Origin of the sequence: Curtobacterium sp. PhB170 (assembly GCF_003752345.1) — a bacterium.
In the GTDB taxonomy this organism is placed as follows: domain Bacteria; phylum Actinomycetota; class Actinomycetes; order Actinomycetales; family Microbacteriaceae; genus Curtobacterium.
This window is the reverse complement of record NZ_RJUM01000011.1, coordinates 492,945-518,262: the sequence shown is the minus strand read 5'-3', so window position 1 is coordinate 518,262 and position 25,318 is coordinate 492,945. Positions and strand designations below refer to the sequence as shown.

Here is a 25,318-nt window from a genome sequence, read left to right as displayed (position 1 = left end):
TCGCGGAGAGGATCGTGGGTCTGCGACGAGATCTGTCGCTTTCGCGGCTCTGGTCGCGACCACGGACAGACGGGAGGCACGGTGCCAGCTGGCACCGTGCCTCCCGTCCGTGTTGCCGCCCGTCCAGGGCGTGACGCTTACTCCGCGTCGGCCGCGACCGACTCCTTCGGCTCGCCCGTCGGGGTGAGCCCGCGCTCCTGGCGCTTCTTCGAGACGACCAGCGAGGCGGTCGTCGCGACCGCGATGGTCAGCAGGATGAAGCCCAGCGAGAACCAGATCGGGATCTCCGGCGCCCACTCGATGTGCTCGCCACCGTTGATGAACGGCAGCTCGTTGACGTGCATGGCGTGGAAGACGAGCTTCACACCGATGAAGCCGAGGATGACCGCGAGGCCCTGACCCAGGTAGATCAGACGCTCGAGCAGCCCGGCGATCAGGAAGTACAGCTGCCGCAGGCCGAGCAGTGAGAACGCGTTCGCGGTGAACACGATGAAGGCGTCCTGGGTGAGCCCGAAGATCGCGGGGATCGAGTCGAGCGCGAACAGCACGTCGGTCAGACCGATCGCGACCATGACGAGGAGCATCGGGGTGAACAGGCGCTTGCCGTCGACCTTGGTGGTCAGGCGGTCGCCGTCGTAGTGGTCCGAGGTCGGGATGATGCGCTTCAGGATGCGGATCAGGCGGGAGTCGCCCTCGTCACCACCGTGGTCGTTGCCGCTGCGGGCCTGCGACCACGCGAGCCAGAACAGCAACGCGCCGAACAGGTAGAACACCCACGAGAAGTTCTCGATGATCGTGACGCCGAGGGCGATGAAGATGCCTCGGGCGACGAGGGCGATCGCGACGCCGACCAGCAGGACCTTCTGCTGGAACTCCTTCGGCACGGCGAAGCTCGTCATGATGATGAGGAAGACGAACAGGTTGTCGACCGACAACGCCTTCTCGGTGAGCCACCCGGCGAAGTACTCACCGCCGGCCTGTCCGCCGCCGAAGACCAGGATGCCGAAGCCGAACAGGATCGCGAGTCCGATGTAGAACACGGACCAGAACGCGGATTCGCGGATGTGCGGCACGTGCGGGGTGCGCACGTGCGAGTAGAAGTCGAACACCAGCAGGGCGAGGATGCCTGCGATGGTGAGGAGCCAGACGAAGAGTGGGACGTCCACGGTTTCCTTCAGGTAGGGCGCGCCGCTGATGTGCGGGTACGCCGAGGCCTGAAGGTCTCTTCCGCCGTGTCGCACCGGAACCGGTGCTGCACGACCGGCGCCCCGGGTCCGGATCGTTCCGGGCCGTACTGACGGGGTCACCGAGAGGGAATACTCCCCTTCGTGAGACCGAGCATACCGGGCACAGCGGACATGCGCCGCGCTCTAAGCTGGGAGCATGGCGAGTTCCTGGTCACTGTCCTCACGGCTGCGCGGCCTCTTCCAGCGCAAGACGATCGACGAGACCACGTGGGAGGACCTCGAGACCGCGCTGATCGGCGCCGACTTCGGTCCGGACATCTCCGAGGCGATCATCGAGGACCTGCACGCGCGCGTCGACCGCTACGGCACGACCGACCCGGCCGACCTGCAGCGCATGCTGCGTGAGGTGCTCGAGGAACGGCTGTCGAAGCTCGACACCACGCTCAAGCTCAGCGCACGGCCCGCCGTCGTGCTCGTCGTCGGGGTGAACGGCGTCGGCAAGACCACGACGATCGGCAAGTTCGCCAAGTTCCTGAAGACCTACGACCGCACGGTCCTCGTCGGTGCGGCCGACACCTTCCGTGCTGCCGCGGTCGAGCAGGTCGCGACCTGGGCCGAGCGCGCCGGCGTCGACGTCGTCCGCCCGTCGCAGCCCGGGCAGGACCCGGCCTCGGTGGCGTACCAGACCGTCGAGAAGGCGATCCGCGACAACACCGAGATCGTCGTCATCGACACCGCCGGCCGCCTGCACACGAAGGCGGGCCTGATGGACGAGCTGACGAAGATCAAGCGCGTCGTCGAGAAGCAGACCGAGATCAGCGAGGTGCTGCTCGTCCTCGACGCGACCACCGGGCAGAACGGCTTGGCCCAGGCGCAGGCGTTCATCGAGGGTGCCGGGGTCACCGGCCTCGTCATCACCAAGCTCGACGGCTCCGCGAAGGCCGGCTTCGTGCTCAGCGTGCAGGAGAAGACGGGCATCCCGATCAAGCTCATCGGGCAGGGCGAGGGCATCAACGACCTGACCGGTTTCACCCCGCACGTGTTCGTGCAGAACCTCGTGGGCTGATTCCGGGTACTGTCTCCGCAGTACAGGGATCGTCCAGGTACACCGGAAGGAGCCCTTCAATGCCAGCACTCCTGATCATCGCGATCATCGTCGGCCTCGTCCTGCTCTTCAGCGGCATCTTCGTCGGTGCGCTGAAGTTCCTGCTGTGGGTCGGGATCGTCCTCATCATCCTGGCCGTCATCGGCTGGCTCCTCAGGAGCATCCGCGGTCGCGCATAGCGCTCGCGTCGCCCTGAACGGGCGGATGGACGAACGGGAGGCACGGTGCCAGCTGGCACCGTGCCTCCCGTCTGTCCGTGGTCGCGACCAGTGCCGCCACAGCGACAGACTGCCGCGAACTGTCGGCGGAGATCTGTCGCTTTCGCGGACCGGCGGGCGGCTTCAGACGGCCTGGCGACCCGGCGTCGCGTCGAGCAGGTGCGAGAGGTGCTCGGGAACCGAGCCGCCACGCGCGACCGTGGCGCGTGCCCACAGGCGTCCGGCGCGGTACGACGACCGGACGAGCGGGCCGGCGAGCACCCCCGCGAAGCCCATCTCCTCGGCGACCTCACGCAGCGCCACGAACTCCTCCGGCTTGACCCAGCGCGCCACGGGCAGGTGCCGCGGCGAGGGGCGGAGGTACTGCGTCAACGTGATGATGTCCGTGCCGGCGTCGAACAAGCGCTGCAGGGCGTCCTCGATCTCGATGTGCTCCTCGCCCATGCCGAGGATCAGGTTCGACTTCGTGACGAGCCCGGCGTCGCGGCCCTGCGTGATGACGTCGAGGGAGCGCTCGAACGTGAATGCCGGTCGGATCCGCTTGAAGATCCGCGGCACGGTCTCGACGTTGTGGGCGAAGACCTCGGGGCGGGCGTCGAACACCTGGCCGAGCTGGTCCGGGCGGCCGTTAAAGTCCGGCACCAGGATCTCGACGCCGGTGCCGGGGGAGTGCTCGTGGATCTGGCGGATGGTCTCGGCGTAGAGCCAGGAGCCGCCGTCGGGCAGGTCGTCGCGGGCGACGCCGGTCACGGTGGCGTACTTGAGTCCCATGGACACGACCGAGTCGGCGACCCGGCGGGGCTCGTCACGGTCGAGCGGCTCGGGCTTGCCGGTGTCGATCTGGCAGAAGTCGCACCGGCGGGTGCACTGCGAGCCGCCGATCAGGAACGTGGCCTCGCGGTCCTCCCAGCACTCGAAGATGTTCGGGCAGCCGGCCTCCTGGCAGACGGTGTGCAGCTGCTTGTCCTTGACCATGGCGGACAGCTCGCGGAACTCGGGGCCCTGGGTGGCACGGGTCTTGATCCACCCGGGCTTCGTCTCGATCGGGGTCTCGGCGTTGCGGGCCTCGACGCGGAGCATCCGGCGGCCTTCGGGGGCGAGGGTCATACGAGGGTCTCCTGTCGAGCGGGCAGAGTGCTGGTGGATGCGGTGCTGGTGGCTGCGCTGCTGATGCTCGCGGCGCTGCGTGCCGCGCGACTGATCCGGTCGCCGTTGTGCATGCCGTGCTCGGCGGCACGGATGCGGTTGACCACGACGTCGGCGAGGTCGGCGACCGTGACGGGACGCCCGGCGGCGGCGCTCAGCGTCGTCACGCCGGCGTCGGCGATGCCGCACGGCACGATCGCGGCGTAGACGTCGAGCGCGTTGTCGCAGTTGATCGCGATGCCGTGGGTCGTCACGCCCTCGGCGACGTGCAGCCCGATGGCGCCGACCTTGGCGGGCGAAGCGCCGGTCGTCGCCGCCGACCCGGACGTCCACGCGCCGCTCCGGCCGTCGATGCGCCGCGCGTCCACCCCGACGGTCGCCGCCGCGTCGATGATGACCTGCTCGAGGTCGCGCACCCACGCCACGACGTCGATCGGAACGGCCAGTCGGACGATCGGGTAGGCCACGAGCTGTCCGGGGCCGTGCCAGGTGATGCGTCCGCCGCGGTCCACGTCGACCACCGGGGCGCCGTTCGTCGGCAGGTCGGACGGCTCGGTGCGTCGGCCGGCGGTGTACACGGACGGGTGCTCGCACAGCACGAGGGCCCCGGGGGAGCGGCCGGCGACGACGTCGGCGAGGAGGTCCCGCTGCAGCGCGAGGCCCTCGGCGTAGTCGAGCAGCCCGGCAGGCCGCACGATCTCGAGTTCCGTCATGCGAGCGAGCCTACGATGGTTTCTGGACGGAGTACAACAACAGGGGCGACCTTGACCTGAACCGTGGTTGAGGGCTTCGGATGGCGGACATGGACATCCGCCAGGCACAGCTCGCCACCCGCTCGCTCGACGACACCGCCCGGTTCTGGGAACGGCTCGGCTGCCCGGTCGACCGCGCCGACGGAGTGGTCGAGGTAGCGGTGGGGTCCACGCGCCTCCTGTTCCGGGAACTGCCGTCGATGACCGGTGCGCTGCACCTCGCGATCACGATCCCGGCGGGCACGTTCGACGTGGCTGCCGAGTGGATCGCCGGGATCGCGACGGTGCTGGTCGACGCCGACGGGCGTGACGAGTTCGAGGGCCCGCCGAACTGGAACTCGCGATCGGTGTACTTCGAGGGACCGGACCAGCAGCTGCTCGAGCTCATCGAACGGCGGGACCTCGCCGCGGCCGCACTCGCACCGGCGCCCGTCGCACCCGTGTCGGGGCCGGCTTCCGCGGTTCCGCTCCTGTCCGTCAGCGAGGTCGGCATCGCCGTGCCCGACGTCCTCGGTGCCGTCGGGACACTGCGCCGCGCCGGACTCGAGCCCTACGCCAACCCGGCAGGCGAGGGCTTCGCCGCGGTCGGCGACGTCGACGGTCTCGTCATCCTGGTGGCGCCGGACCGGCGCTGGTTCCCCACCGGGGACCGCCTGCCGTCGACCGCACCGGTGGTCCTCGACGTCGGGCTGGACACCCCGGTCGAGCTCACGCCCGGTGTGCTGCTGCGCTGACCGACCGGGACCCGCGCTCCGAGCCTTGTAGAATCGACGGATCATGGCGCAATTCGGTTCACTCTCCGATCGGCTGACCGAGACCTTCCGCAATCTGCGGAGCAAGGGTCGGCTGACTCCGTCCGACGTCGACGGCACCGTCCGCGAGATCCGGCGGGCGCTCCTCGACGCCGACGTCGCGCTCGAGGTCGTCAAGGCGTTCACCGCTTCCGTGCGCGAGCGTGCCCTCTCCGACGAGGTCAACCGCGCGCTGAACCCGGCGCAGCAGGTCGTCCAGATCGTCAACGAGGAACTCGTCGGCATCCTGGGCGGGCAGCAGCGTCGCCTCGAGTTCGCGAAGAAGCCGCCGACGGTCATCATGCTCGCGGGTCTGCAGGGTGCCGGTAAGACCACCCTCGCCGGCAAGCTCGGCAAGTGGCTCAAGAAGGACGGCCACACCCCGATGCTCGTCGCGGCGGACCTCCAGCGTCCGAACGCCGTGCAGCAGCTGCAGGTCGTCGGCGAGCAGGCCGGCGTCCACGTCTTCGCGCCGGAGCCCGGCAACGGCGTCGGTGACCCGGTCAAGGTCGCCAAGAACGCCATCAAGGCCGCGGTCGACCAGCAGTACGACACCGTCATCGTGGACACCGCCGGTCGTCTCGGTGTCGATGCCGAGCTGATGAAGCAGGCCGCGAACATCCGCAAGGCCGTCGACCCCGACGAGGTCCTGTTCGTCATCGACGCGATGATCGGTCAGGACGCCGTCGTCACGGCCCGCGCGTTCCAGGAAGGCGTCGACTTCACCGGAGTCGTGCTGTCGAAGCTCGACGGCGACGCCCGTGGTGGTGCGGCCCTGTCGGTCGCCAGTGTCACCGGCCGCCCGATCATGTTCGCCTCCACGGGCGAGGGCCTCGACGACTTCGAGCCGTTCCACCCGGACCGCATGGCGAGCCGCATCCTCGACCTCGGCGACATCATGTCGCTCATCGAGCAGGCCCAGTCGGCCTTCGACGAGGACGAAGCCCGCGCGGTCGCCGAGAAGATCGCGTCTGACTCGTTCACGCTGAACGACTTCCTGCAGCAGATGCAGCAGCTCCGCAAGGCCGGCTCGATCAAGGGCATGCTCGGCATGCTCCCGGGTGCCAAGGGCATGCGCGAGGCACTCGACAACTTCGACGAGCGCGAGATCGTGCGCACCGAGGCGATCATCCAGTCGATGACGCCGAAGGAGCGCGAACTCCCGAAGCTCCTCAACGGCTCGCGCCGACTCCGCATCGCCAGGGGTGCCGGCTCCACGGTCACCGAGGTCAACGCCCTCGTGAACCGGTTCGAGCAGGCCGCGAAGATGATGAAGACCGTCGCCCGTGGTGGCGTGCCGCAGATGCCGGGCATGGGTCCGATCCCGGGCATGCACGGCGGCAAGAAGCAGCAGCAGGGCGGCAAGAAGAAGTCGAAGGTCGGTAACCCGGCCAAGCGTGCGGCGATCGCCGCCGGTACGGCTGCCGCTCCGCAGCAGGCGCCGAAGGGCTCCGGCCTCGGCCTCGGCGGTGCCGCCAAGGGCGGCAAGGCGCCGACCGAGGAAGAGCTCGCGAGCCTGCAGAAGTTCCTGGGTCGCTAGTCGCGACCCCCTGACGGACGGGAGGCCCGTGGCGGATCCGCCACGGGCCTCCCGTCCGTCGACGCGCACGTCGTGACGTTCCTTCCCAGAACGGGCGCGATGGAAAGCTGAATCGGGCGTACCTGGTCGGAAGAAACGACCAGGTACGCCCGGATCGACCAGGTGGGTGGGCGCGGGCTGGAGGCGCGGGGCGGGCTCACGACGTTCTTTCCCAGAACGGGCGCGATGGAAAGCCGAATCGGGCGTACCTGGTCGAAAGAAACGACCAGGTACGCCCGATTTGACCAGCTACGCGGAACGGCCCGGGGTCACAGGGACTCGCGGAACTCCGTGACCAGGTGGCGGACGACCTCGCGCAGGTCACCGCCGTGCTCCTGCGCGACCCGGAGCTGCCGCTGGTACGACGCCCCGTTCGCGATCATCGTGTCCAGGTGGTGCAACTCCTGCTGGCAGCCGAGCCGCTCGGCCACCGGGTCGAGCCGCTGCACCAGGTCGTGCACCTCGTCGGTCACGAGCCGCTCGTCGCCGGCGGCGTTCGTGATGATCTCGGCCTCCATGCCGTAGCGAGCGGCGCGCCACTTGTTCTCGCGGATGAACCACGGCTGCATCGTCGGCAGGGTCTCGCCGGCGTCGAGCCGGTCGGACATCGCGGTGACCAGGCACTGCACCAGGGCGGTGACGGCGCCGACCTCGTGCAGGGTCGAGATGCCGTCGGACACCCGGTTCTCGAGCGTGCCCCACTTCGGCGACGGGCGGATGTCCCACCGCAGGTCCTTCACGCTGTCGATGACGCCCGTGTGCGTGAGGTCGCTCACGACCTCTTCGAAGTTCGCCCAGGCGCCGAGTGCCGGCGGCAGGCCTCCGGTGGGGAGCTGCTGGAACATGAGGGCCCGGTTCGAGGCGTACCCGGTGTCGATGCCGGCCCAGAAGGGGCTCGACGCGGTGAAGGCCTGCAGGTGCGGGACGTACGCGAGCATCGCGCCGAGGATCGGCAAGGCCTTGTCGCGGTCGTCGATGCCGACGTGCACGTGCACACCCCAGATGAGCATCTGCCGACCCCACCAGCGCGTCCGGTCGATCAGGGTCGTGTAGTGCTCGCTGTCCGGGGTGATCTCCTGCTGGTCCCAGACGGCGAACGGATGCGTGCCGGAGCACATGACCTGGGCGTCGAGCGGCTCGGCGGCGTCGATGACCTCGCCGATGATGCCGGACAGCTCGCTCGTGGCGTCGCCGACCCGAGCGTGCACGCTGGAGACGACCTCGACGGTGTTGGTCAGGAGTTCCTCGGTCACCCGCTCGCGATCGCCGAGTCGTTCGTGCACGGCCGCGATGACGGCAGGGGCACGGGGCGCGAGGTCGCCGGTCGACAGATCGACCAGCGGGAGCTCCCACTCGACGCCGATGGTCGACGGAGGGGACTCGGTGAAGCGGATGTCCATGCTGTACATCCTGCCCGGAAGGTTGTCGGACACGCACAACGACGGCGGCTTCTGGTCGTGCGGATCCGATTCACAGTAGTTCCACACCGGGCGTACCGTTGATATGTACAGAGCAGGAAGAGGTACGCATGCAGTTGGTCGTGCGCGGCACGTCCGCACCACTCGTCGGTGAACTCGACGTCCCGGTCTCGAAGTACCACGCGCACCGCGCGCTGGTGCTCGCATCGCTGGCGAAGGGGACGAGCATCGTCTCCGGCATCAGCGCCACCCGCCAGGTCGAGTGGACCGTCGGCACGCTCCGCGCCCTCGGCGTCGACGTGCGGCGTCGCGGGGACGAGTACCACGTCACCGGGCTGGGCGGCCGGTACGAGGCCACCGACGTCGTCGACCACGGGTCCCGTGGCGCCGACGGCATCCTGAACATGGGGTCCTCCGGCACCACGCTCTACTTCATGACCGGGCTGGCGTCGCTCGCCGACGAGCCGATGACGCTCGTCGGCATGAAGTACTTCCAGCGCCGGCCCATCAAGGCGCTGCTCACCTCGCTGACCCAGATGGGCATCGAGCTCGAGGCGACGAACGACTGCCCGCCCGTCACCGTCCAGCCGAAGCGCCCCCGCGGCGGCGACGTCACGATCGCCGGCACCCTGTCGCAGTGGGTCTCCGGCCTGCTCCTCGTGGCCCCGTTCGCCGAGCAGGAGACCCGGATCCACATCACCGGCGACCGGCTCAACGAGCAGCCCTACGTCGAACTGACCGTCCGGATGATGCGACAGTTCGGCCTGACGGTCGAGGTCTCCGACGACTGGCTCGAGTACCGGATCCCGGCGAACCAGCAGGCCACCCCGCACGACTACGTCATCCCGCCGGACATCGGCTCCGCCGCGTTCGGCATCGCCGCGGCCGGCATCCGCGAGTCGAACCTGCTCCTGCGCGGCATGACGGCCTTCACCACCGCCGAGACCGACCACCCGGAGAGCGAGTTCCTCGACCTCGCGACGGCGATGGGCGTCCCGATGCGGATCGACGAGGAGACCGGGTTCGTGCGCATCGAGCACGACGGTTCCCCGCTGCGACCGCTCGACATCGACTGCCAGCCGATCCCCGACCTGCTGCCGGTCCTGTCGACCATGGCCACCTTCGCCGAGGGCACCACCCGCCTCTGGAACGTCGCCCACATCCGGTTGAAGGAGTCCGACCGCGTCGCGGCGATGCTGCAGCTCAACCGCATGGGCGGCCGGGCCGAGCAGGGTGCCGACGAGCTCCGCGTCACCGGGGTCGGGGCCGAGGGACTGCACGGCGCGCAGATGTCGTCGTTCAACGACCACCGGGTCCTGATGTCGCTCGCCGTCGCCGCCTCGAAGGCGCGCGGCACCTCGGGGCTGACCTACCCGCGGGCCTACCGGATCTCGTACCCGACGTTCCTCGAGGCGATGAACTCCGTCGGCCTCGACATGGAGGTCGGCGACGCCCTCGCCGCGCAGATCGCCCGCGACGACCGGGCCGACGCGGCCGAGGCCGCCGCGATCACCGACGCGCGCACCGACCTCGGCGAGCGCACCGATGGCGAGCCGGCCGACGGTGAGCGCACCGACGGTGAGCGGGCCGACGGTGAGCGCACCGACGGCGAGCAGCAGCCGGTCGCGCCCACGACCCCGGAGCCGCTCGCGCTCGCCGGTGTCGACGCCGACCCCCTCGTGCTGAGCGAGAAGGTCCGCACGCTCGCGACGACCGATCCCGACGGCCTCGCGGTCATCGAGGTCGGCGGCGCAGCACCCGTGCACACCACGTGGCGGGAACTGCAGGACGAGGCCGACAAGGTCTCCGCGCTCCTGCTCGAGCTCGGCGTCCGCACGGGCGAGTCGGTCGCCATGCAGCTGCCGAACTGGCGCGAGTTCGTCTCCATCACCCTCGGGGCGATCCAGATCGGTGCGGTCGCGACACCGATCATGCCGGTGTTCGGTCCGCGCGAGACGACGATGACGCTCGCCCGGTCCCGCGCCCGTGTGGTGTTCCTGCCGAACGTGTTCCGCAAGCGCCGGCCCGCGCTCGAGCTCCTCGACGTCATCGACGAGGCGAAGGCCCAGCAGCGCCGGCTGTCGGTCGAGCACGTCATCGTGCTCCGGTCCGAGGCGCGCGGCCAGGTCGACGCCCCGACGAACCAGCCGCCGCTGCCGGCCGACGCCCTGGACCGGGTGGCCACGAGCGACTGGCACTGGCGGTACTTCGACAACGCCCTCGACGCCGTGCACGTGGACGTCGACGAGATCACCTCGCGCGCGCCGGGCCCCGACGACGTCTGCCAGCTGCTGTTCACGAGCGGCACGACGGGTGAGCCGAAGGGCGTGCAGCACCCGCACCGCACCCTCGGGCTGGCCACGGCCATGCACGTCGCGCAGTCGGGCTTGACGAGCGCGGACCGTATCTACGTCCCGTCGCCGCTCGCGCACCAGACCGGCTTCCTGTACGGCATGCTGCTGGCGTTCCGGCTCGGTGCGCCGCAGGTCATCCAGCCGGTGTGGGACGGTACCGTCGCGCTCGAGCAGGCGTTCGGCGTCGCGAAGGCGTCGTTCGTGCAGTGCGCGACCCCGTTCCTGACCGACCTCGTCGACCTGGTCGAAGCCGGTGCCGCCCAGCCCGAGTCGCTGCGGATCTTCGTGCCGACCGGTGCCGCGGTGCCCCGGGCCCTCGCCCAGCGGGCCGCGACGGTGCTCGGCACCGCCATCCTCGGCGCGTTCGGCACGAGCGAGACCTGCCTCGGCGCGCTGTCCAGCCCGAGCGACGACCCGGCGGCAGCGTACGGGCACGACGGTCGCGCGCTGCCGGGCATCCGGATCCGGATCGTCGACGACGAGGGCCACGAGCTCCCCGCCGACACCGAGGGCAACTTCGAGCTGCACTCGCCGACGATGTTCGACGGCTACCTCGACCGCCAGGACCTGACCGACGACGTCTTCACCGAGGACGGCTGGTACCGGACCGGCGACCTGGCGAAGGTCGACGCGAACGGCTTCCTGTCGATCACCGGCCGGATCAAGGACGTCATCAACCGCGGGGGCGAGAAGATCCCGGTCGTCGAGATCGAGAACCTGCTCTACCAGCACCCCCTGGTCACCGACGTGGCGATCGTCGCGATGCCGGACGCCCGACTCGGTGAGCGTGCCTGCGCGTTCGTCGTGCCGGCTGCCGGTGCCGAGCGGCTCGACTTCGCGGCGATGCAGCAGGCGCTCGACAAGGCGGGCGTGAGCAAGTACTACTGGCCAGAGCGGCTCGAGTCCATCGACGAACTGCCGCGCAACGCCGTCGGCAAGGTCCAGAAGAACGTCCTGCGTGAGCAGGCAGCCGCGCTCGTCGCCGCGAGCACCACGAAGGAGAACGAGACACGATGACGCTGGTCATGGAAACCGCCACCGAATCCGCCTTCCAGCAGCTCAAGGCCGAGGTCACCGAGTGGGTCCGCGGCCGCGGTGAGGAGTGGGCGGACGAGATCGAGCGCACCGGCCGGGTCGCCCCGGAGCTGTTCCAGGAGCTCAAGGACAACGGGTGGCTCAGCCTCGCCGCCCCGACCGAGCTCGGCGGACGGGCCATCCCGTTCTCGCGCTACCTCGAGATCATGGAGATCATCTCGCGTTCGCACGCGTCGATCCGGATGCTCGTGCACGTCATCAACGGCACCTGGCGCGCGATGGCCCCCTACGCGACGCCGGAGCAGATCGAGCAGGTCGTCAAGCCGAGCGTCGCGGGCGACAAGCTCGTCGCGTTCACCCTGACCGAGGCCACGGCCGGCACCGGCGCGGACATCCGCACCACCGTCCGCCGCGAGGGCGACACCTACGTCATGAACGGTGAGAAGCACCTCATCACGTTCGGCGTCAAGGCCGACTACTGGCTCATCGCCGCCCGCCTCGAGGGCACCAGCGGCCAGGACGGCACGGTCGCGTTCCTCATGCCGAACAGCGGGCTGCCGGGTGCCGAGGTGATCGACGACTCCGACACCATGGGCATCCGGGGCACCGACCACGCGATCCTGCGCTTCACCGACGTGCCCGTGCCGGCCAGTGCGCTGCTCGGCGCCGAGGGCCAGGGGCTCGAGGTCGCGCTCGGCGGCTTCCTGCTGCCGAGTCGCGTGTCCGTCGCGATGAGCGCCGTCGGCCTGGCCGAGCGTGCGAACGAGCTCGCCGTCGAGTACGCGAACAAGCGGGAGACGTTCGGCAAGCAGCTCTCCAGCCGCCAGGCGATCCAGTTCTACCTGGCCGAGAACTACGCCGACATCGCCGCCGCCCGCGCCCTGGTGCTCGAGGCCGCGCGCGCGTACGAGGAGGACCGCCCGGACGCCGGCACGCTCTCCAGTGCCTCGAAGATGGTCGCGGTCGACATGCTCGCCCGCGTCACCGACAAGGCCCTGCAGGTGCACGGCGGCCAGGGCTACTGGAAGCGCAACGCGATCGAACGCGTCTACCGCGACGCGCGCGCGCAGCGCTTCGAAGAGGGCACCAACGAGATCCAGAAGCTGGTCGTCGGTCGTGCCGTCGTCACCGGCAAGGCCGGGTTCTAGACCACAACCACCCACCGGACAGGAGGCCCGTGGCGGGCCCGCCCCGCGCCTCCTGTCCGTCTCCCACTCACCTGAAGGACCGCAGTGACCGACAGCACCAACGCACCCATCGCGCTCATCACGGGCGCTTCGCGCGGCATCGGCCGCCTGCTCGCGCAGAAGCTCGGCCAGCGCGGCGTGACCGTCGTGGTCACGTACAAGGGCAACGCCGACCTGGCCGAGGAATCCCTGGCCGACGTCAAGGCCGCTGGCGGCGACGGGATCACCGCGCAGGTCGACATCGAGCAGCCGGAGTCGATCGACGCCCTGTTCGACCTGGTGCGGGACACCTACGGTCGCCTCGACCACTTCGTCGCGAACGCCGCTGCCAGCGCGTTCAAGCCGGTCAAGGAACTGAAGCTGCACCACCTGGACCGCAGCTACGCCACCAACGCCCGCTCGTTCGTGCTCGGGGCGCAGCGTGCCGCCCAGCTGATGGACCGCGGTGGGCGCATCGTCGTCGTGACCTCGTACGGATCGCTGCGCGCGTTCCCGACCTACGCCGCGCTCGGCGCCGCGAAGGCCATGAGCGAGTCGTACATGAAGTACATGGCGGTCGAGTTCGGTCCGCGCCAGATCACGGTGAACGCGGTCAACGGTGGTCTGATCGACACCGACTCGCTCGAGTACTTCTACACGAAGGTCCCCGGCCAGGCGCCGATCGACTCGGTGTTCGAGAAGCTCCCGCTGCAGCGCCCCGGCACCGCCGACGACATGGCCGACGCGGTGGACTTCCTGCTGTCCGACAAGGCCGGCTACATCACCGGGCAGGTGCTGTCGGTCGACGGCGGCCTGACCGTGATCGCCCCGCCGTTCTGGGCGGACACGACGTCGCCGCTGCGCGACGCGGTGCTCCCTCCGGCAGAGTAGGGGCATGAGCACCGTCGCCCTACCCGAGCTCGCCGTCGTCTCCTCGCCGTGGACACTCGGCCCCCTGACCCTGCCCAACCGGGTGGTCATGGGATCGATGCACACCGGACTCGAGGTGCACGACGACGGTGGGGCCGGCATGGCGGCGTTCTACCGCGAACGTGCTGCCGGCGGTGCCGCGTGCATCATCACCGGCGGCATCGCGGTGAACGACGAGGCCCGTGGTGGCCCCGACTTCGCCGTGTTCGGGGTCGGGGGAGCGGACGAGCGGTTCCGCGCCGCGGTCGACGCCGTGCACGAAGAGGGCTCCACGATCCTCGCGCAGCTGTTCCACGCCGGGCGGTACGCGCTCGCCGCGGGGATGGTCGACCGGCACGGGGAGCCCCAGCGCGTGGTGGCACCGTCGGCCCTGCCCTGGGCGGCCGCCCGTGGCGTGGTGCCGACCGAGCTGACGCCGGCCGAGATCGAGCGCACCATCGAGGACTTCGCCGCCGCGGCCCGGTCCGCGCGCGACGTCGGGTTCGACGGCGTCGAGATCATGGCGTCCGAGGGCTACCTCATCAACCAGTTCCAGTCACCGCTGACGAACCTCCGTGACGACGAGTGGGGCGGTTCGCCGGAGCGTCGACGACGCTTCACGGTGTCGGTCGTCGAGGCCGTCCGTGCGGCGGTGCCCGACCTGGCCGTGACGATCCGGCTCTCCGGCGCCGACCTGATGCCCGGTTCGTCGACCGAGGACGACGTCGACGCCCTGGTGCACGACCTGCTGCCGCTCGGGCTCGACGGCATCTCGGTGGGGATCGGCTGGCACGAGTCCCGCACCCCGACCGTGCAGGCCGCCGTGCCGCACGGTGCCTGGCTCGCCTACGCCGCGCGCATCGCCGGGGTCGTGCGCGCCTCGTCGTACCCGGACGTCCGGGTGATCGCGTCGAACCGGATGACCGACCTGCGCGACGGTGAGACCGTCCTCGCCGACGGGATCATCGACGCCGTCGCGCTCGCCCGACCGTTCCTCGCCGACCCTGCGCTCGTGAACCGGTCGCTCGCGGGCCGGTTCGCGCTGGTGAACACCTGCATCGGCTGCAACCAGGCGTGCCTCGACCGCTCGATCATCGGTGCGCCGGTGTCCTGCCTGGTGAACCCGCGCGCCGCCCGCGAGGTCGCGTTCCCCGCACGTCCGACCACCGACCCGAAGCGCGTCGACGTCGTCGGCGGGGGGCCGGCCGGTCTCGCCGCAGCCGTCGACGCCGCCCGACGCGGCCACCGCGTCACCGTGTGGGAAGCCGCGGACCGGCTCGGCGGCCAGTTCGGCCTCGCCGCGCTCGTGCCCGGCAAGGAGGACTACGCCGCCACCGTGCGGGCTGCCCGCGCCGAGCTCGACGAGCGCGGGGCCACGGTGCACCTCGGCCGCCCGGCCACGACTGCGGACCTGGCCGACAGTGACGCCGTGGTGCTCGCCGCCGGGGTGGTCCCGCGCGACGTCGACGTCCCCGGTGCACACCTGCCGCACGTCCTGTCGTACGAGCGGGCACTGCGCGAGGGCGTGCCCGCCGGCACCGTCGCGATCATCGGCGGCGGCGGCATCGGCGTCGACACCGCAGCGTTCCTGACCGAGTCGCCGGACGAGTCGGTCCGCGCCACCGAGTTCGCGGCGCGCTGGGACCTCGACGTCTCCGAGGAGCTCGTCGGCGACGTCCCCCAGCGGCTGCCCGCCGCGTCGCGCACGATCCGGCCGGGCTCCGACGTCACCGTGCTCCGCCGATCGGGCAAGTTCGGGCAGGGCGTCGGGATCACCTCGCGCTGGGTCGCCATCGGTCGCCTCCGTGACGCGGGGGTGCGCATGGTCGGTGGCGTGCAGGAGTACCTGCGCATCGAGCCCGGTGCCCTCTGGATCCGCGACGAGCACGGCGAGGAGCGTGCGATCCTGGCGGACAACGTCGTGGTCTGCGCCGGGCAGGAACGCGCGATCGACACCGAGGGTGACGTGCGTGACGGACTCGTGACGGGCCTCCAGGCAGCCGGTGTGCCGTTCGCCGTCGTCGGCGGCGCACGCGACGCACGGAGCGTGGACGCGGTCCGCGCGACGTCCGAGGCCCTCGAAGCGGTCCGGCGACTCGCGCCGTAGCGCGTCGGCTCGCATCGCGGCCCGGAATCTGTAAGAATGAACGGTCGAATCGCCGCAGCTCGACCCTCTATCCAGCTGTGAGCGATCTCTCTCGAGCTTTCACCGTGTGTGCCCCCACGCCCGCGGTTCCAGTTCAACCACAACGTAAGCAAACAGGAGCAATTGTGGCTGTCAAGATCCGTCTGAAGCGTCTCGGTAAGATCCGTGCGCCCTACTACCGCATCGTCGTCGCCGACTCGCGCACCAAGCGCGATGGTCGTGTCCTCGAGGAGATCGGTCAGTACCACCCGACCGAGGAGCCCTCGGTCATCAAGATCGAGTCCGAGCGTGCGCTCTACTGGCTCGGCGTCGGCGCGCAGCCGACCGAGCAGGTCGCGGCCCTCCTCAAGCTGACCGGCGACTGGGCCAAGTTCAAGGGCGAGAAGGACACCGCGTCCAAGGTCAAGGTCGCCGAGCCGAAGCAGGCCTTCCAGGTCGACTCCTCGAAGAAGGCCGTCCTCAAGCCGAAGTCGGAGAAGACGGCTCCCGCCGCCAAGACCGACGACGCCGAGACCGCCGACGAGACGACCGAGGCGTAGTCCTTGCTCGAATCCGCGCTGACGCACCTCGTCAAGGGGATCGTCGATCACCCTGACGACGTGCGCGTCGCCAGCTCCACCTCCCCGCGGGGCGAGGTCCTCGAGGTGCGCGTGCACCCCGAGGACCTCGGCCGCGTGATCGGTCGTGCCGGGCGGACCGCCAAGGCACTCCGCACCCTCGTCTCGGCCCTGGCCGACGGCAAGCGTGTGCGGGTCGACGTGGTCGACACCGATTCCTAGGGAGACGACCCAGCTCCGGGTGGGTCGAATCACGAAGGCACACGGGCTCAAGGGCGGCATCAAGCTCGAGCTCTACACCGACGACCCGGATCGTCGGTTCACCCCCGGTGCCACGTTCACGCTCCAGGTCCCCGACGATTCACCGTGGTCGGGCAAGACCCTCGAGCTGGACGAGCTCCGCTGGTACAACGGTCACCCCGTCGCGTTCTTCGCCGGGATCGACGACCGCACCGGCGCCGAGTCGCTCGCCCGGATCATCCTCTGGGTCGAGCAGGACGCCGACGCCGAGACCGGCGAGGACGACGCGTGGTACGACCACCAGCTGGTCGGGCTGAAGGTGCTGCGCGACGGCGTCGAGGTCGGCACCGTCGCCCGGGTCGACCACATGCCGGCGCAGGACCTGCTCGCGATCGACACCCCGTCGCGCGGCGAGGTCCTCGTGCCGTTCGTCGCGGCGATCGTGCCCGCGGTCGACATCGCTTCCGGCACCGTCACGGTCACGCCGCCGCAGGGCCTGTTCGAAGACCCCGAGGACACCTCCCGGCCCGAGACGGTCACGGGCTAGCTGCCGTGCGGATCGACATCGTCACGATCTTCCCGGAGTTCTTCTCCGTGCTGGACGTGTCCCTGCTCGGCAAGGCCCGCTCCGGTGGGCTGCTCGACCTGCACGTGCACGATCTGCGCTCCTGGACGACCGACCGGCACCGCACCGTCGACGACACCCCGTACGGCGGTGGCGCCGGCATGGTGATGAAGCCCGAACCGTGGGCGCAGGCGCTGGACGCCCTGCTGCGGCCGGACGGCTCGTCGACCCTCGTGGTCCCGACGCCCGCCGGCACGCCGTTCAAGCAGTCCATCGCGCGCTCGCTCGCGTCGACCTCCGACCACCTCGTGTTCGCCTGCGGGCGGTACGAGGGCATCGACGCCCGCGTCTTCGAGTGGGCGGCATCACGCTGCTCGGTGGTCGAACTCTCGCTCGGCGACTACGTGCTCAACGGCGGCGAGGTCGCGGCGATGGCCATGATCGAGGCCGTCGGGCGACTCGTCCCCGGTGTCGTCGGCAACCCCGAGTCGCTGGTCGAGGAGTCCCACGAGGACGGCCTGCTCGAGTACCCCTCGTACACGAAGCCCGCTGTGTGGCGCGACCACGCCGTGCCCGAGGTGCTGCTCAGCGGTCACCACGGCAAGGTCGCTGCGTGGCGGCACGAGCAGCAGGTGGAGCGGACGCGGCGCGTCCGGCCGGACCTGCTGCCGCCTGCCTGACGGGCGCGTGTCCGGCTGCCGGTTGCCCGGTTGCCGGTTGTCGCTTTCGCCTTCGCGAAAGCGACAGTCTGCCGCGGAACATCCGCGGCCAACTGTCGCTGTCGCGCACATGACGGCGGCCACAGCCGAGTTCTGTCGCTTTGGGGCACTGGTCGCGACCCGTGACGGACGGGAGGCGCGGGGCGGGACCGCACCGCGCCTCCCGTCCGTCAGCTGGTCGGGTCGGCGCGCTGGGCGCGACGCAGGGTCAGGACCTCGGGTCCGGCCTCGGTGACCGCCACCGTGTGCTCGACGTGCGCAGCACGTGAGCCGTCGACGCTCCGGAGCGTCCAGCCGTCATCGTCCTGGTACAGCTCGTCGGTGCCCTGCATGAGCCACGGCTCGATCGCGACCACCAGGCCCGGCCGGAGCTTCAGACCGCGACCGGGTCGCCCGTCGTTCGGCACGTGCGGGTCGCCGTGCATCGTGTGACCGACGCCGTGCCCGCCGAACTGCAGGTTGACGCCGTAGCCCGCCTCCTTCGCCACGTGTCCGATCGCGTGCGACACGTCGCCGAGCTTGTTGCCGGGCGCAGCCTGCGCGATGCCAGCGGCCAGGGCGCGCTCGACGGTCGAGATGAGCGTCTGGTCCTCGTCGCGGGGCGTCCCGACCTGCACCGACACGGCGGAGTCTGCCACCCAGCCGTCGACGCTCGCGGCGAAGTCGAGGCTGACGAGGTCGCCGTCCTGCAGCACGTGGTCGAACGGCAGACCGTGCAGCGCCGCGTCGTTCACCGAGGTGCACAGGTTCTTGCCGAACGGCGACTTGCCGAACGAGGGGTGGTAGTCGACGTAGCAGCTCTCGGCGCCCCGGTCGGCGATCATCCGCGCGGCGACGCGGTCGAGCTCGAGCAGGTTCACGCCGACGTCGACCGTGGCGAGCAGTTCGTCGAGGACGTCGGCCACGAACCGACCGGCGACGCGCAGTCCGTCGAGTTCCGTGGGGGTGCGCAGTTCGATCATGGGTCCATCCTCGCTGTTTTGCCCCCGGCGTTCTGTGTGGCAGTATTGATCGCTGTGCCCTGGCTGGACTCTGCCACGGGGGAGTCGCCGACACCGGGCACGCACCACCACTTCATCAGACATCGATCCGCGGCGACCCGTGTGCGTCCGCAGAGAGTAGAACAGCCATGAGCCAGCTCCTCGACAACGTCGACGCAGCATCGCTGCGGACCGACGTCCCGGACTTCCGCGCCGGTGACACCATCAAGGTGCACGTGAACATCGTCGAAGGCACGCGCTCGCGTATCCAGGTCTTCCAGGGTGTCGTCATCGGCCGCCAGGGCCACGGCATCGGCGAGACCTTCAAGGTCCGCAAGGTGAGCTTCCAGGTCGGTGTCGAGCGCTGGTTCCCGGTGCACTCGCCGATCATCGACCACATCGAGATCGTCACCAAGGGTGACGTTCGTCGCGCGAAGCTCTACTACCTGCGCGAACTGCGCGGCAAGGCGGCCCGCCGCAAGATCAAGGAGAAGCGCGACGCCTGATCGCCTTCACAGTGAGCGCCCGCGAGCCGGACGCCGCTGCTGGCCCCTCGCCGATGTACGGTTGTGCATCGACGGGGGGCTTTCCCTTTGCGCCCGCTGAACCCGGGCGGGCACGGTGTGAACGAGAGCGGAAATGACGGACACGACTGAGGAATCCGGGCGCAGGCCCCGGCCCGAGAAGCAGCGCAACGGGATCCTCACATTCCTCCGCGACCTCGTCATCATCTTCATCGCGGCGCTGCTCGTGTCGTTCTTGGTCAAGACGTTCCTGATCCGCTCGTTCTACATCCCGTCGGCGTCGATGGAGAACACGCTGCAGATCAACGACCGCGTGATCGTCAACGAACTCGTCCCGGGTGTCGTGGCACTGAAACGCGGCGACGTCGTGGTGTTCAAGGACCCGGGTGGATGGCTCGCCGGGTCCGAGGTGCCGAGCGTCACGCCGGACACCCAGCCCGCCAAGGCGATCGACTGGGTCCTGACGCAGATCGGCCTCGGGACGGGCGACAGCGACGACCACCTCATCAAGCGCGTGATCGGTCTGCCGGGCGACAAGGTCTCCTGCTGCAACGACCTCGGGCAGATGTCCGTGAACGGCGTCCCGATCAAGGAGCCTTACCTCAAGCTGCCGGCCGGCGCTCCCGCGTCGGCGACCGACTTCTCCGTCACCGTGCCGAAGGGCACCATCTGGGTGATGGGCGACAACCGGAACGACTCCAAGGACTCCCGCTACAACGGGGACACACCGTCGAAGGGGTTCGTGCCGTTGTCCGACGTGACCGGCCGCGCCTTCGTGATCTCCTGGCCGACGAGCCGCTGGACGTGGCTCGACGACCACCCCGAGGTGTTCGCCGGGGTGGAGGAGCGCGACCAGTGACCCCCGTCCGCCCGTCCCTCCGCGTCGAGAAGCGACTGCTGGCCGAAGGCCGTGTCACGGTCATCGGGATGGACGAGGTCGGACGCGGTGCGATCGCCGGTCCCGTCGGCGTCGGCGTCGCGGCCGTGACGACCGACGTCGGGCGGGTCCCGCAGGGTCTGGCCGACTCGAAGCTGCTGTCCGCCACCCGCCGCACGGACCTGGTCCCCGTCGTCACCCGCTGGGCGCGCACCGCCGTCGGCATGGCGTCCGCCGAGTACGTCGACCGGCAGGGGATCGTCCCGGCGCTCGGAGCCGCAGGGGCGCAGGCGCTCGAGTCGCTGGTCGCCGGTGGCCTGTCGCTCGACGGCGCCGTCGTCGTGCTGGACGGGTCCTTCGACTGGCTGACCCGTGCCGTCCCCGTTTCGCTCCGTCCGACGACGGACCCGCTCGAGGTCGTCGTGCAGGTCAAGGCCGACCGGGACTGCGCCTCGGTCGCCGCGGCGTCGATCGTGGCGAAGGTCGCGCGGGACGCCCTGATGATCGCTGCCCACGATGAGGCACCGCACTACGCCTGGGCGTCGAACAAGGGCTACGGCTCGACCGCACACTACGACGCCATCCGCGCGGTCGGGGCGCACGCGCTGCACCGCAAGTCGTGGTTGCACCAGGCGTCGAGCGTGTCACTCGAGGGCTTCGACGCGCTCGTCAGCTGACCCGGCGCCGTCGCCCCGGGCTGCCGTGCCTGTGGCCCTCGCGCCCTGCCCCGGCGCCGGCTGGTGAGGTTCCGAAATCTCGGCATCTCGGCGCATGCCCGGTGCCGCCGCGGAACCTCGGCGGAGCGCACACGGCGTGTTGTGGAACCTCGGTGGGCTCCTTGGGGAGCAGCCGGCCTCGGTGTCGTTCGACCTTCACGTTCGCGGCGCTGAGGCACATCGCTGAGGGGGTGTCGCGCACTGGTGCGACTGCCGCCGTAGACTGTGGGCGCAATGGATGAGGACGAATTCGACGACTACGACCGCGAGGTCGAGCTGGCCCTGTACCGCGAGTACCGCGACGTCGTGTCGCAGTTCCGCTACGTGGTCGAGACCGAGCGGCGTTTCTACCTGGCGAACGAGGTCGAACTCGTGCGCCGGGACACCGAACACGATTTCTACTTCGAACTGACGATGAACGACGTCTGGGTGTGGGACGTCTACCGTTCCGACCGGTTCGTCAAGGGCGTCCGCGTCCTCACGTTCAAGGACGTGAATGTCGAAGAACTGACATCGCGAGAACTCGAACTGCCGAAGGAACTCGCACTCGACGAGTGATCGTCAATTCCGGTGCATTCGGTGAATCGCCGGTGACTGGTGACGTGCCGGAATTCCACACGCTATTCTGGTCGGGATTTTCCCGTCCAATGAACAGGAGCCGCGCATGGCACAGAAGGTCACCGTCCAGCTCGTCGACGACCTCGACGATTCCCCCATCACCACCGGTGAAGGTCGCACGGTCGAATTCGGTTTCGACGGCTCGTCGTACGAGATCGACCTGACGAACGACAACGTCGACAAGTTCCGCGAAGCGATCTCCGACTACATCGCCGCCGCGCGCAAGGTCTCCGGTCGTCGCACCGGCAGCACGGCGCCGAAGTCGGCCCCGAAGCGTGGCAACGCCGAAGAGCTCGGCAAGATCCGCGAGTGGGCGAAGGAGAACGGCTACGAGGTCTCGACCCGTGGTCGGATCTCGACCCAGGTGCAGGAAGCGTACGCAGCCGCACACTGAGCCGCTGTCGACGAAGGACCCGGGTGATCGCGATCACCCGGGTCCTTCGTCATTCCTCCCCAAGGGGGATCGTCGTCGTCTCATTCCACAGAGTCTTCATCGGCGCCCATCCGCGCTGTCCGTTCCCGCGATCGTTGCCGTGGAGGCAATGACATGGAACAGAAGCTGCACGATCGCCCCGGACGAACACTCCGGAACGGCCGCCTGGGGCGATTCGGCGAGGACCAGGCCGTGGCGTGGTTGCACGAACGGGGATTCCGGGTCCTCGAGCGGAATTGGCGGTGTGCCCGGGGCGAGATCGACATCGTCGCGTGGGATTCCTGCACACTCGCGTTCATCGAGGTGAAGACGCGATCCGGTACGACGACGGGGCATCCGTTCGAGGCGATCACGGCGACGAAGCTCACGCGGATGCGACGACTCGTGGCCGAGTGGTTCGACGCCCATCCGGAGGTGTCGGCACGCGCGATCCGCATCGACGTCGTCGCGGTTCACGTCGACGGCCCCCGGACGGCCGTGCAACACGTGGCGGGTGTGCTGTGACGGGCATCGGCCGTGCTGCGGCCGTTGCCCTGCTCGGCGTGACCGGGCGCCGGATCGAGGTTGAGGCCCACCTGACCAGTCAGCTGCCCGCCTTCAGCATCATCGGACTGCCGGACACCTCGCTCGGCGAGGCGCGCGAGCGAGTCCGTGCCGCCGCTGCGAATGCCGGGTGTCCGTTGCCGGCTCGTCGGATCACGGTGAACCTCACGCCCGCGGCGATCCCGAAACGGGGTTCAGGGTTCGACCTGGCGATCGCGATGGCCGTGCTCGCCGGCGCCGGACTCGCACCCGACGTCAGTGAGCGGATCGTCTACATCGGGGAGCTCGGTCTGGACGGTCGGGTCCGACCGGTCGCCGGCGTCATCCCGATGCTGCTCGCCGCCCGCGACGCCGGGGCCGACCGAGTCGTGCTGCCGATCGGCAACCTACCCGAGGCCCGCGTGGTCGACGGCGTGCGCACCACCGGGGTCGACTCACTCCGTGCGGCTGCGATCGACGCCGGCGCGCTCCTACCGCCGGTCGAGGTCGACGCCGTGCTGCCGGTGCCGGCGCCCTCGGTCCAACGCCCGGTGGCCGAACTGTCGGACGTCGTCGGGAACCCCATCGGGGTGCGCGCCCTCGTCGCCGCGGCGGCCGGTGGGCACCATGCGCTCCTGCTCGGTCCACCCGGTGCCGGCAAGACGATGCTCGCGGAGCGCCTGCCCGGACTCCTGCCCGACCTCGACGACGCGACCGCGCTCGAGGTCGCCGCCGTCCGGTCCGTCGCCGGACTCGGACCGGCGTCGTGGAGCACGAAGCCCCCGTGGGAGGCCCCGCACCACTCGGCGTCGGCGATCTCCCTGATCGGCGGCGGCTCAGGTGTGCTGCGACCCGGAGCAGTGTCGCGGGCGACCGGCGGCATCCTGTTCCTCGACGAAGCACCGGAGTTCCCCCGAGCGGTGCTCGACGCGCTCCGCCAGCCGCTCGAGTCCGGTCGGATCACCATCCACCGGGCTGCGGGCGCCGCGGAGTTCCCGGCGCGGTGCCAGGTCGTGCTCGCTGCCAACCCCTGCCCGTGCGGCAACGCCGGCGGAGCGCACGGTCAACCGTGTGAGTGTCCGCCGAGTGCAGTCCGGCGCTACCTCGGGCGGATGTCCGGACCGCTGCTCGACCGGATGGACATCCGGGTGCTCGTGCCCCGGGTGACGACCGGGAAGATGCGTGGAGCCGACGGGAGCACGCCGACGACGGCCGAGGCCCGCGCCGGGGTCGCCGAGGCCCGCGCTCGGATGGCCGAACGCCTCCGGGACACCGGGTGGACGAAGAACGCCGAGGTCACCGGAGCCTGGCTGCGGGCGGACGGTCGGATCGAACCGGGTTCGACGACCGAGCTCGACCGGGCGCTCGACCTCGGCACCCTGACCATGCGGGGGTGGGACCGGGTGATGCGGCTCGCGTGGACCCTCGCAGACCTCGAAGCGGTCGACCGTCCGAGCAGAGCACACGTCCGGGGTGCCCTCGCCCTTCGGAGCGCGCTGTGAGCGGCGTGGGGCCCGGCCACGCCAGCGAACTGCTGGCCGCGATCCGACGGGTCCTCGGGGCCGACGGAGTGTCGGACCCGGTCGAGACCGCTGCCCGCGTGGCGTGGTCCGTGATCGTGGAGCCGGGGGACTCCGTCGCCGGTGAGCTCATGGCGGCCCTCGGGCCGGAGCGCGCCCTCGGCACGGTCCTGCTGGCAGCCGACGGTGCGTTCGACGAGCTGCTCGACGGGTGCGTGGAGGCCGGCGTGCCCGGTGCGGAGGACCCCGATGCGTTCGCCGGCGTCCTGCACACGGCCATCGACCGGTGGCGACCGCGCTTGGTCCGGTCCGACGTGGCCGACGTCGTCGCCTCGGCCGAAGCCGTCGGGGCACGACTGCTCGTGCCCGGGTCCGCTGGGTGGCCGACGGCGATCGACGACCTCGGCCCCTACGCACCGCTCGTGCTCTGGACGCGCAGCGCCACGGCGGGTGTCGGCGACGGGGCACCCGCCCTGGCCGTGGTCGGGTCGCGGGCGAACACCATCGCCGGGGCCGAAGCAGCCGCCGAGATCACCTCGGCCGCCGCGGACGCCGGCTGCACGATCGTCAGCGGCGGCGCCTACGGGATCGACGCGGTCGCACACCGGGTGGCGATCGCCGCAGGGGCCCCGACGATCGCGGTCCTGGCCGGGGGGATCGACCAGCTCTACCCCGCCGGCAACCTCCAGCTGCTCCACAACGTCGCTCGGCAGGGCGCCCTGGTGGCGGAGTCGGCACCGGGGACCCGCCCGACCCGGTGGCGTTTCCTGGCCCGGAACCGGTTGATCGCCGCCCTCGCCGACGCCGCAGTCGTCGTCGAGGCCGGGGCGCGGTCGGGTGCGCTCAACACCGCGCACCACGCCGGGCAGCTCGGTCGCCCGGTGTTCGCCGTGCCGGGAGCGTTCGCGTCCTCGGCGTCGGTCGGATGTCACCGACTCGTGGCACAGGGCCGGGCGCAGCTCGTCGTGCACCCGGGGGACCCGGTCGCCGCGATGCGTCCCGTGGCCGCTTCCGGTGCGACCGCGGCGGCGGACGAACCCCTCGTGTCGGTCCAGCGCGATCCCGAGGTCGTCCGGGTCCTCGACGCGCTCGGCCGTCGTGCCCTGCCAGAGGCCGAGATCGCTCGACGGTCCGGGCTGTCCGGAGCGGCGGTGGCGGACGCCCTTGCGCTCGCGCAGTTGCAGGGGCTCGTGGCGCACAGCAGCGGCGGGTGGGGCCGCGCATGACGTCGGCCAGCCGTA

The 25,318-nt window shown here is 70.3% G+C and carries 25 protein-coding genes; 20 read left to right on the top strand and 5 right to left on the bottom strand.

The window, feature by feature from the left end; all coding sequences use genetic code 11:
• Positions 1-137 precede the first annotated feature (137 nt).
• On the bottom strand, positions 138-1,166 hold the full coding sequence (locus tag EDF40_RS13180) for a TerC family protein (protein WP_111086101.1): 1,029 nt from the start codon (positions 1,164-1,166) through the stop codon (positions 138-140).
• A gap of 217 nt (positions 1,167-1,383) precedes the next feature.
• Here EDF40_RS13180 and ftsY point away from each other — a divergent pair, with 217 nt between their 5' ends.
• Positions 1,384-2,253 (top strand): signal recognition particle-docking protein FtsY, encoded by an 870-nt coding sequence (ftsY, locus tag EDF40_RS13175; RefSeq protein ID WP_111086057.1) that lies wholly within the window; start codon positions 1,384-1,386, stop codon positions 2,251-2,253.
• 59 nt (positions 2,254-2,312) lie between these two features.
• The gene (locus EDF40_RS18905) at positions 2,313-2,471 is read left to right on the top strand and encodes a DUF4175 domain-containing protein (protein ID WP_139199230.1); all 159 of its coding nucleotides are present in this window, start codon (positions 2,313-2,315) and stop codon (positions 2,469-2,471) included.
• 162 nt (positions 2,472-2,633) lie between these two features.
• Here the strand turns inward: EDF40_RS18905 and lipA are convergent, their stop codons facing one another.
• Positions 2,634-3,617, bottom strand: a complete 984-nt coding sequence (gene lipA, locus EDF40_RS13170) for a lipoyl synthase (protein ID WP_123339843.1) — start codon at positions 3,615-3,617, stop codon at positions 2,634-2,636.
• Positions 3,614-4,369: a lipoyl(octanoyl) transferase LipB gene (gene lipB / locus EDF40_RS13165; protein WP_123339842.1), complete on the bottom strand. Its 756-nt coding sequence runs from the start codon at positions 4,367-4,369 to the stop codon at positions 3,614-3,616. Before lipB ends, lipA begins: the two co-directional genes overlap by 4 nt.
• 89 nt (positions 4,370-4,458) lie before the next feature.
• Between lipB and EDF40_RS13160 the strand changes: the two genes are divergently transcribed.
• Complete coding sequence (locus tag EDF40_RS13160) at positions 4,459-5,142, top strand: hypothetical protein (RefSeq protein ID WP_123339841.1); 684 nt, start codon at positions 4,459-4,461, stop codon at positions 5,140-5,142.
• A gap of 43 nt (positions 5,143-5,185) precedes the next feature.
• Positions 5,186-6,739 carry a signal recognition particle protein gene (gene ffh, locus EDF40_RS13155; protein ID WP_123339840.1) on the top strand — a complete coding sequence of 518 codons (1,554 nt, stop codon included), beginning with the start codon at positions 5,186-5,188 and terminating at the stop codon, positions 6,737-6,739.
• 308 nt (positions 6,740-7,047) lie between these two features.
• Here ffh and EDF40_RS13150 read toward each other — a convergent pair whose 3' ends face one another.
• Entirely contained in the window at positions 7,048-8,187 is a 1,140-nt protein-coding gene (locus EDF40_RS13150; RefSeq protein ID WP_185003039.1) for a glutamate--cysteine ligase, read from the bottom strand.
• A gap of 119 nt (positions 8,188-8,306) precedes the next feature.
• Between EDF40_RS13150 and aroA the strand changes: the two genes are divergently transcribed.
• From aroA to trmD, 8 genes are all read left to right on the top strand, one after another.
• Complete coding sequence (aroA, locus tag EDF40_RS13145; RefSeq protein WP_123339838.1) at positions 8,307-11,567, top strand: 3-phosphoshikimate 1-carboxyvinyltransferase; 3,261 nt, start codon at positions 8,307-8,309, stop codon at positions 11,565-11,567.
• Positions 11,564-12,733, top strand: a complete 1,170-nt coding sequence (locus EDF40_RS13140; protein ID WP_123339837.1) for an acyl-CoA dehydrogenase family protein — start codon at positions 11,564-11,566, stop codon at positions 12,731-12,733. The genes aroA and EDF40_RS13140 overlap by 4 nt, the downstream gene beginning before the upstream one ends.
• A gap of 84 nt (positions 12,734-12,817) precedes the next feature.
• A complete protein-coding gene (locus EDF40_RS13135) occupies positions 12,818-13,642 on the top strand; it encodes an SDR family oxidoreductase (RefSeq protein WP_123339836.1) in 825 nt (274 codons plus the stop codon).
• Positions 13,643-13,646: 4 nt separating this feature from the next.
• Positions 13,647-15,767, top strand: coding sequence for an FAD-dependent oxidoreductase (locus tag EDF40_RS13130; RefSeq protein ID WP_123339835.1), 2,121 nt, complete (start codon positions 13,647-13,649; stop codon positions 15,765-15,767).
• Between the two features lie 164 nt (positions 15,768-15,931).
• Positions 15,932-16,345, top strand: a complete 414-nt coding sequence (rpsP, locus tag EDF40_RS13125) for a 30S ribosomal protein S16 (RefSeq protein ID WP_111086066.1) — start codon at positions 15,932-15,934, stop codon at positions 16,343-16,345.
• Positions 16,346-16,348: 3 nt separating this feature from the next.
• A complete protein-coding gene (locus tag EDF40_RS13120; RefSeq protein ID WP_111086067.1) occupies positions 16,349-16,585 on the top strand; it encodes an RNA-binding protein in 237 nt (78 codons plus the stop codon).
• Between the two features lie 19 nt (positions 16,586-16,604).
• Complete coding sequence (rimM, locus tag EDF40_RS13115; protein ID WP_123339834.1) at positions 16,605-17,150, top strand: ribosome maturation factor RimM; 546 nt, start codon at positions 16,605-16,607, stop codon at positions 17,148-17,150.
• Between the two features lie 5 nt (positions 17,151-17,155).
• Complete coding sequence (gene trmD / locus EDF40_RS13110; RefSeq protein ID WP_123294798.1) at positions 17,156-17,848, top strand: tRNA (guanosine(37)-N1)-methyltransferase TrmD; 693 nt, start codon at positions 17,156-17,158, stop codon at positions 17,846-17,848.
• A gap of 209 nt (positions 17,849-18,057) precedes the next feature.
• Here the strand turns inward: trmD and map are convergent, their stop codons facing one another.
• Positions 18,058-18,849 carry a type I methionyl aminopeptidase gene (gene map, locus EDF40_RS13105; protein ID WP_123339833.1) on the bottom strand — a complete coding sequence of 264 codons (792 nt, stop codon included), beginning with the start codon at positions 18,847-18,849 and terminating at the stop codon, positions 18,058-18,060.
• A 167-nt stretch (positions 18,850-19,016) separates the two neighbouring features.
• On the opposite strand from map, the gene rplS reads away from it, so the two are divergent.
• From rplS to dprA, 8 genes are all read left to right on the top strand, one after another.
• Positions 19,017-19,373, top strand: coding sequence for a 50S ribosomal protein L19 (gene rplS, locus EDF40_RS13100; protein ID WP_123339832.1), 357 nt, complete (start codon positions 19,017-19,019; stop codon positions 19,371-19,373).
• 133 nt (positions 19,374-19,506) lie between these two features.
• A complete protein-coding gene (gene lepB, locus EDF40_RS13095) occupies positions 19,507-20,250 on the top strand; it encodes a signal peptidase I (protein ID WP_111086070.1) in 744 nt (247 codons plus the stop codon).
• On the top strand, positions 20,247-20,945 hold the full coding sequence (locus EDF40_RS13090) for a ribonuclease HII (protein WP_123339831.1): 699 nt from the start codon (positions 20,247-20,249) through the stop codon (positions 20,943-20,945). Before lepB ends, EDF40_RS13090 begins: the two co-directional genes overlap by 4 nt.
• A 273-nt stretch (positions 20,946-21,218) precedes the next feature.
• Complete coding sequence (locus EDF40_RS13085) at positions 21,219-21,542, top strand: DUF2469 family protein (protein ID WP_111086072.1); 324 nt, start codon at positions 21,219-21,221, stop codon at positions 21,540-21,542.
• Positions 21,543-21,648: 106 nt separating this feature from the next.
• On the top strand, positions 21,649-21,996 hold the full coding sequence (locus EDF40_RS13080) for an Lsr2 family protein (RefSeq protein WP_123339830.1): 348 nt from the start codon (positions 21,649-21,651) through the stop codon (positions 21,994-21,996).
• A gap of 153 nt (positions 21,997-22,149) precedes the next feature.
• The gene (locus EDF40_RS13075; protein WP_123294793.1) at positions 22,150-22,539 is read left to right on the top strand and encodes a YraN family protein; all 390 of its coding nucleotides are present in this window, start codon (positions 22,150-22,152) and stop codon (positions 22,537-22,539) included.
• Positions 22,536-24,059 (top strand): YifB family Mg chelatase-like AAA ATPase, encoded by a 1,524-nt coding sequence (locus EDF40_RS13070; RefSeq protein WP_123339829.1) that lies wholly within the window; start codon positions 22,536-22,538, stop codon positions 24,057-24,059. The genes EDF40_RS13075 and EDF40_RS13070 overlap by 4 nt, the downstream gene beginning before the upstream one ends.
• Positions 24,056-25,303, top strand: coding sequence for a DNA-processing protein DprA (gene dprA, locus EDF40_RS13065; RefSeq protein ID WP_123339828.1), 1,248 nt, complete (start codon positions 24,056-24,058; stop codon positions 25,301-25,303). Before EDF40_RS13070 ends, dprA begins: the two co-directional genes overlap by 4 nt.
• Positions 25,304-25,318 lie beyond the last annotated feature (15 nt).

Coding starts and splice junctions, on each gene's coding strand:
- EDF40_RS13080 (WP_123339830.1), top strand. CDS start 21,649: ATGGCACAGAAGGTCACCGTCCAGCTCGTCGACGACCTCGACGATTCC.
- lipA (WP_123339843.1), bottom strand. CDS start 3,617: ATGACCCTCGCCCCCGAAGGCCGCCGGATGCTCCGCGTCGAGGCCCGC.
- EDF40_RS13075 (WP_123294793.1), top strand. CDS start 22,150: ATGGAACAGAAGCTGCACGATCGCCCCGGACGAACACTCCGGAACGGC.
- map (WP_123339833.1), bottom strand. CDS start 18,849: ATGATCGAACTGCGCACCCCCACGGAACTCGACGGACTGCGCGTCGCC.
- EDF40_RS13150 (WP_185003039.1), bottom strand. CDS start 8,187: ATGTACAGCATGGACATCCGCTTCACCGAGTCCCCTCCGTCGACCATC.
- ftsY (WP_111086057.1), top strand. CDS start 1,384: ATGGCGAGTTCCTGGTCACTGTCCTCACGGCTGCGCGGCCTCTTCCAG.
- EDF40_RS13160 (WP_123339841.1), top strand. CDS start 4,459: ATGGACATCCGCCAGGCACAGCTCGCCACCCGCTCGCTCGACGACACC.
- rplS (WP_123339832.1), top strand. CDS start 19,017: ATGAGCCAGCTCCTCGACAACGTCGACGCAGCATCGCTGCGGACCGAC.
- aroA (WP_123339838.1), top strand. CDS start 8,307: ATGCAGTTGGTCGTGCGCGGCACGTCCGCACCACTCGTCGGTGAACTC.
- lepB (WP_111086070.1), top strand. CDS start 19,507: ATGACGGACACGACTGAGGAATCCGGGCGCAGGCCCCGGCCCGAGAAG.
- EDF40_RS18905 (WP_139199230.1), top strand. CDS start 2,313: ATGCCAGCACTCCTGATCATCGCGATCATCGTCGGCCTCGTCCTGCTC.
- ffh (WP_123339840.1), top strand. CDS start 5,186: ATGGCGCAATTCGGTTCACTCTCCGATCGGCTGACCGAGACCTTCCGC.
- lipB (WP_123339842.1), bottom strand. CDS start 4,369: ATGACGGAACTCGAGATCGTGCGGCCTGCCGGGCTGCTCGACTACGCC.
- EDF40_RS13140 (WP_123339837.1), top strand. CDS start 11,564: ATGACGCTGGTCATGGAAACCGCCACCGAATCCGCCTTCCAGCAGCTC.
- EDF40_RS13130 (WP_123339835.1), top strand. CDS start 13,647: ATGAGCACCGTCGCCCTACCCGAGCTCGCCGTCGTCTCCTCGCCGTGG.
- EDF40_RS13085 (WP_111086072.1), top strand. CDS start 21,219: ATGGATGAGGACGAATTCGACGACTACGACCGCGAGGTCGAGCTGGCC.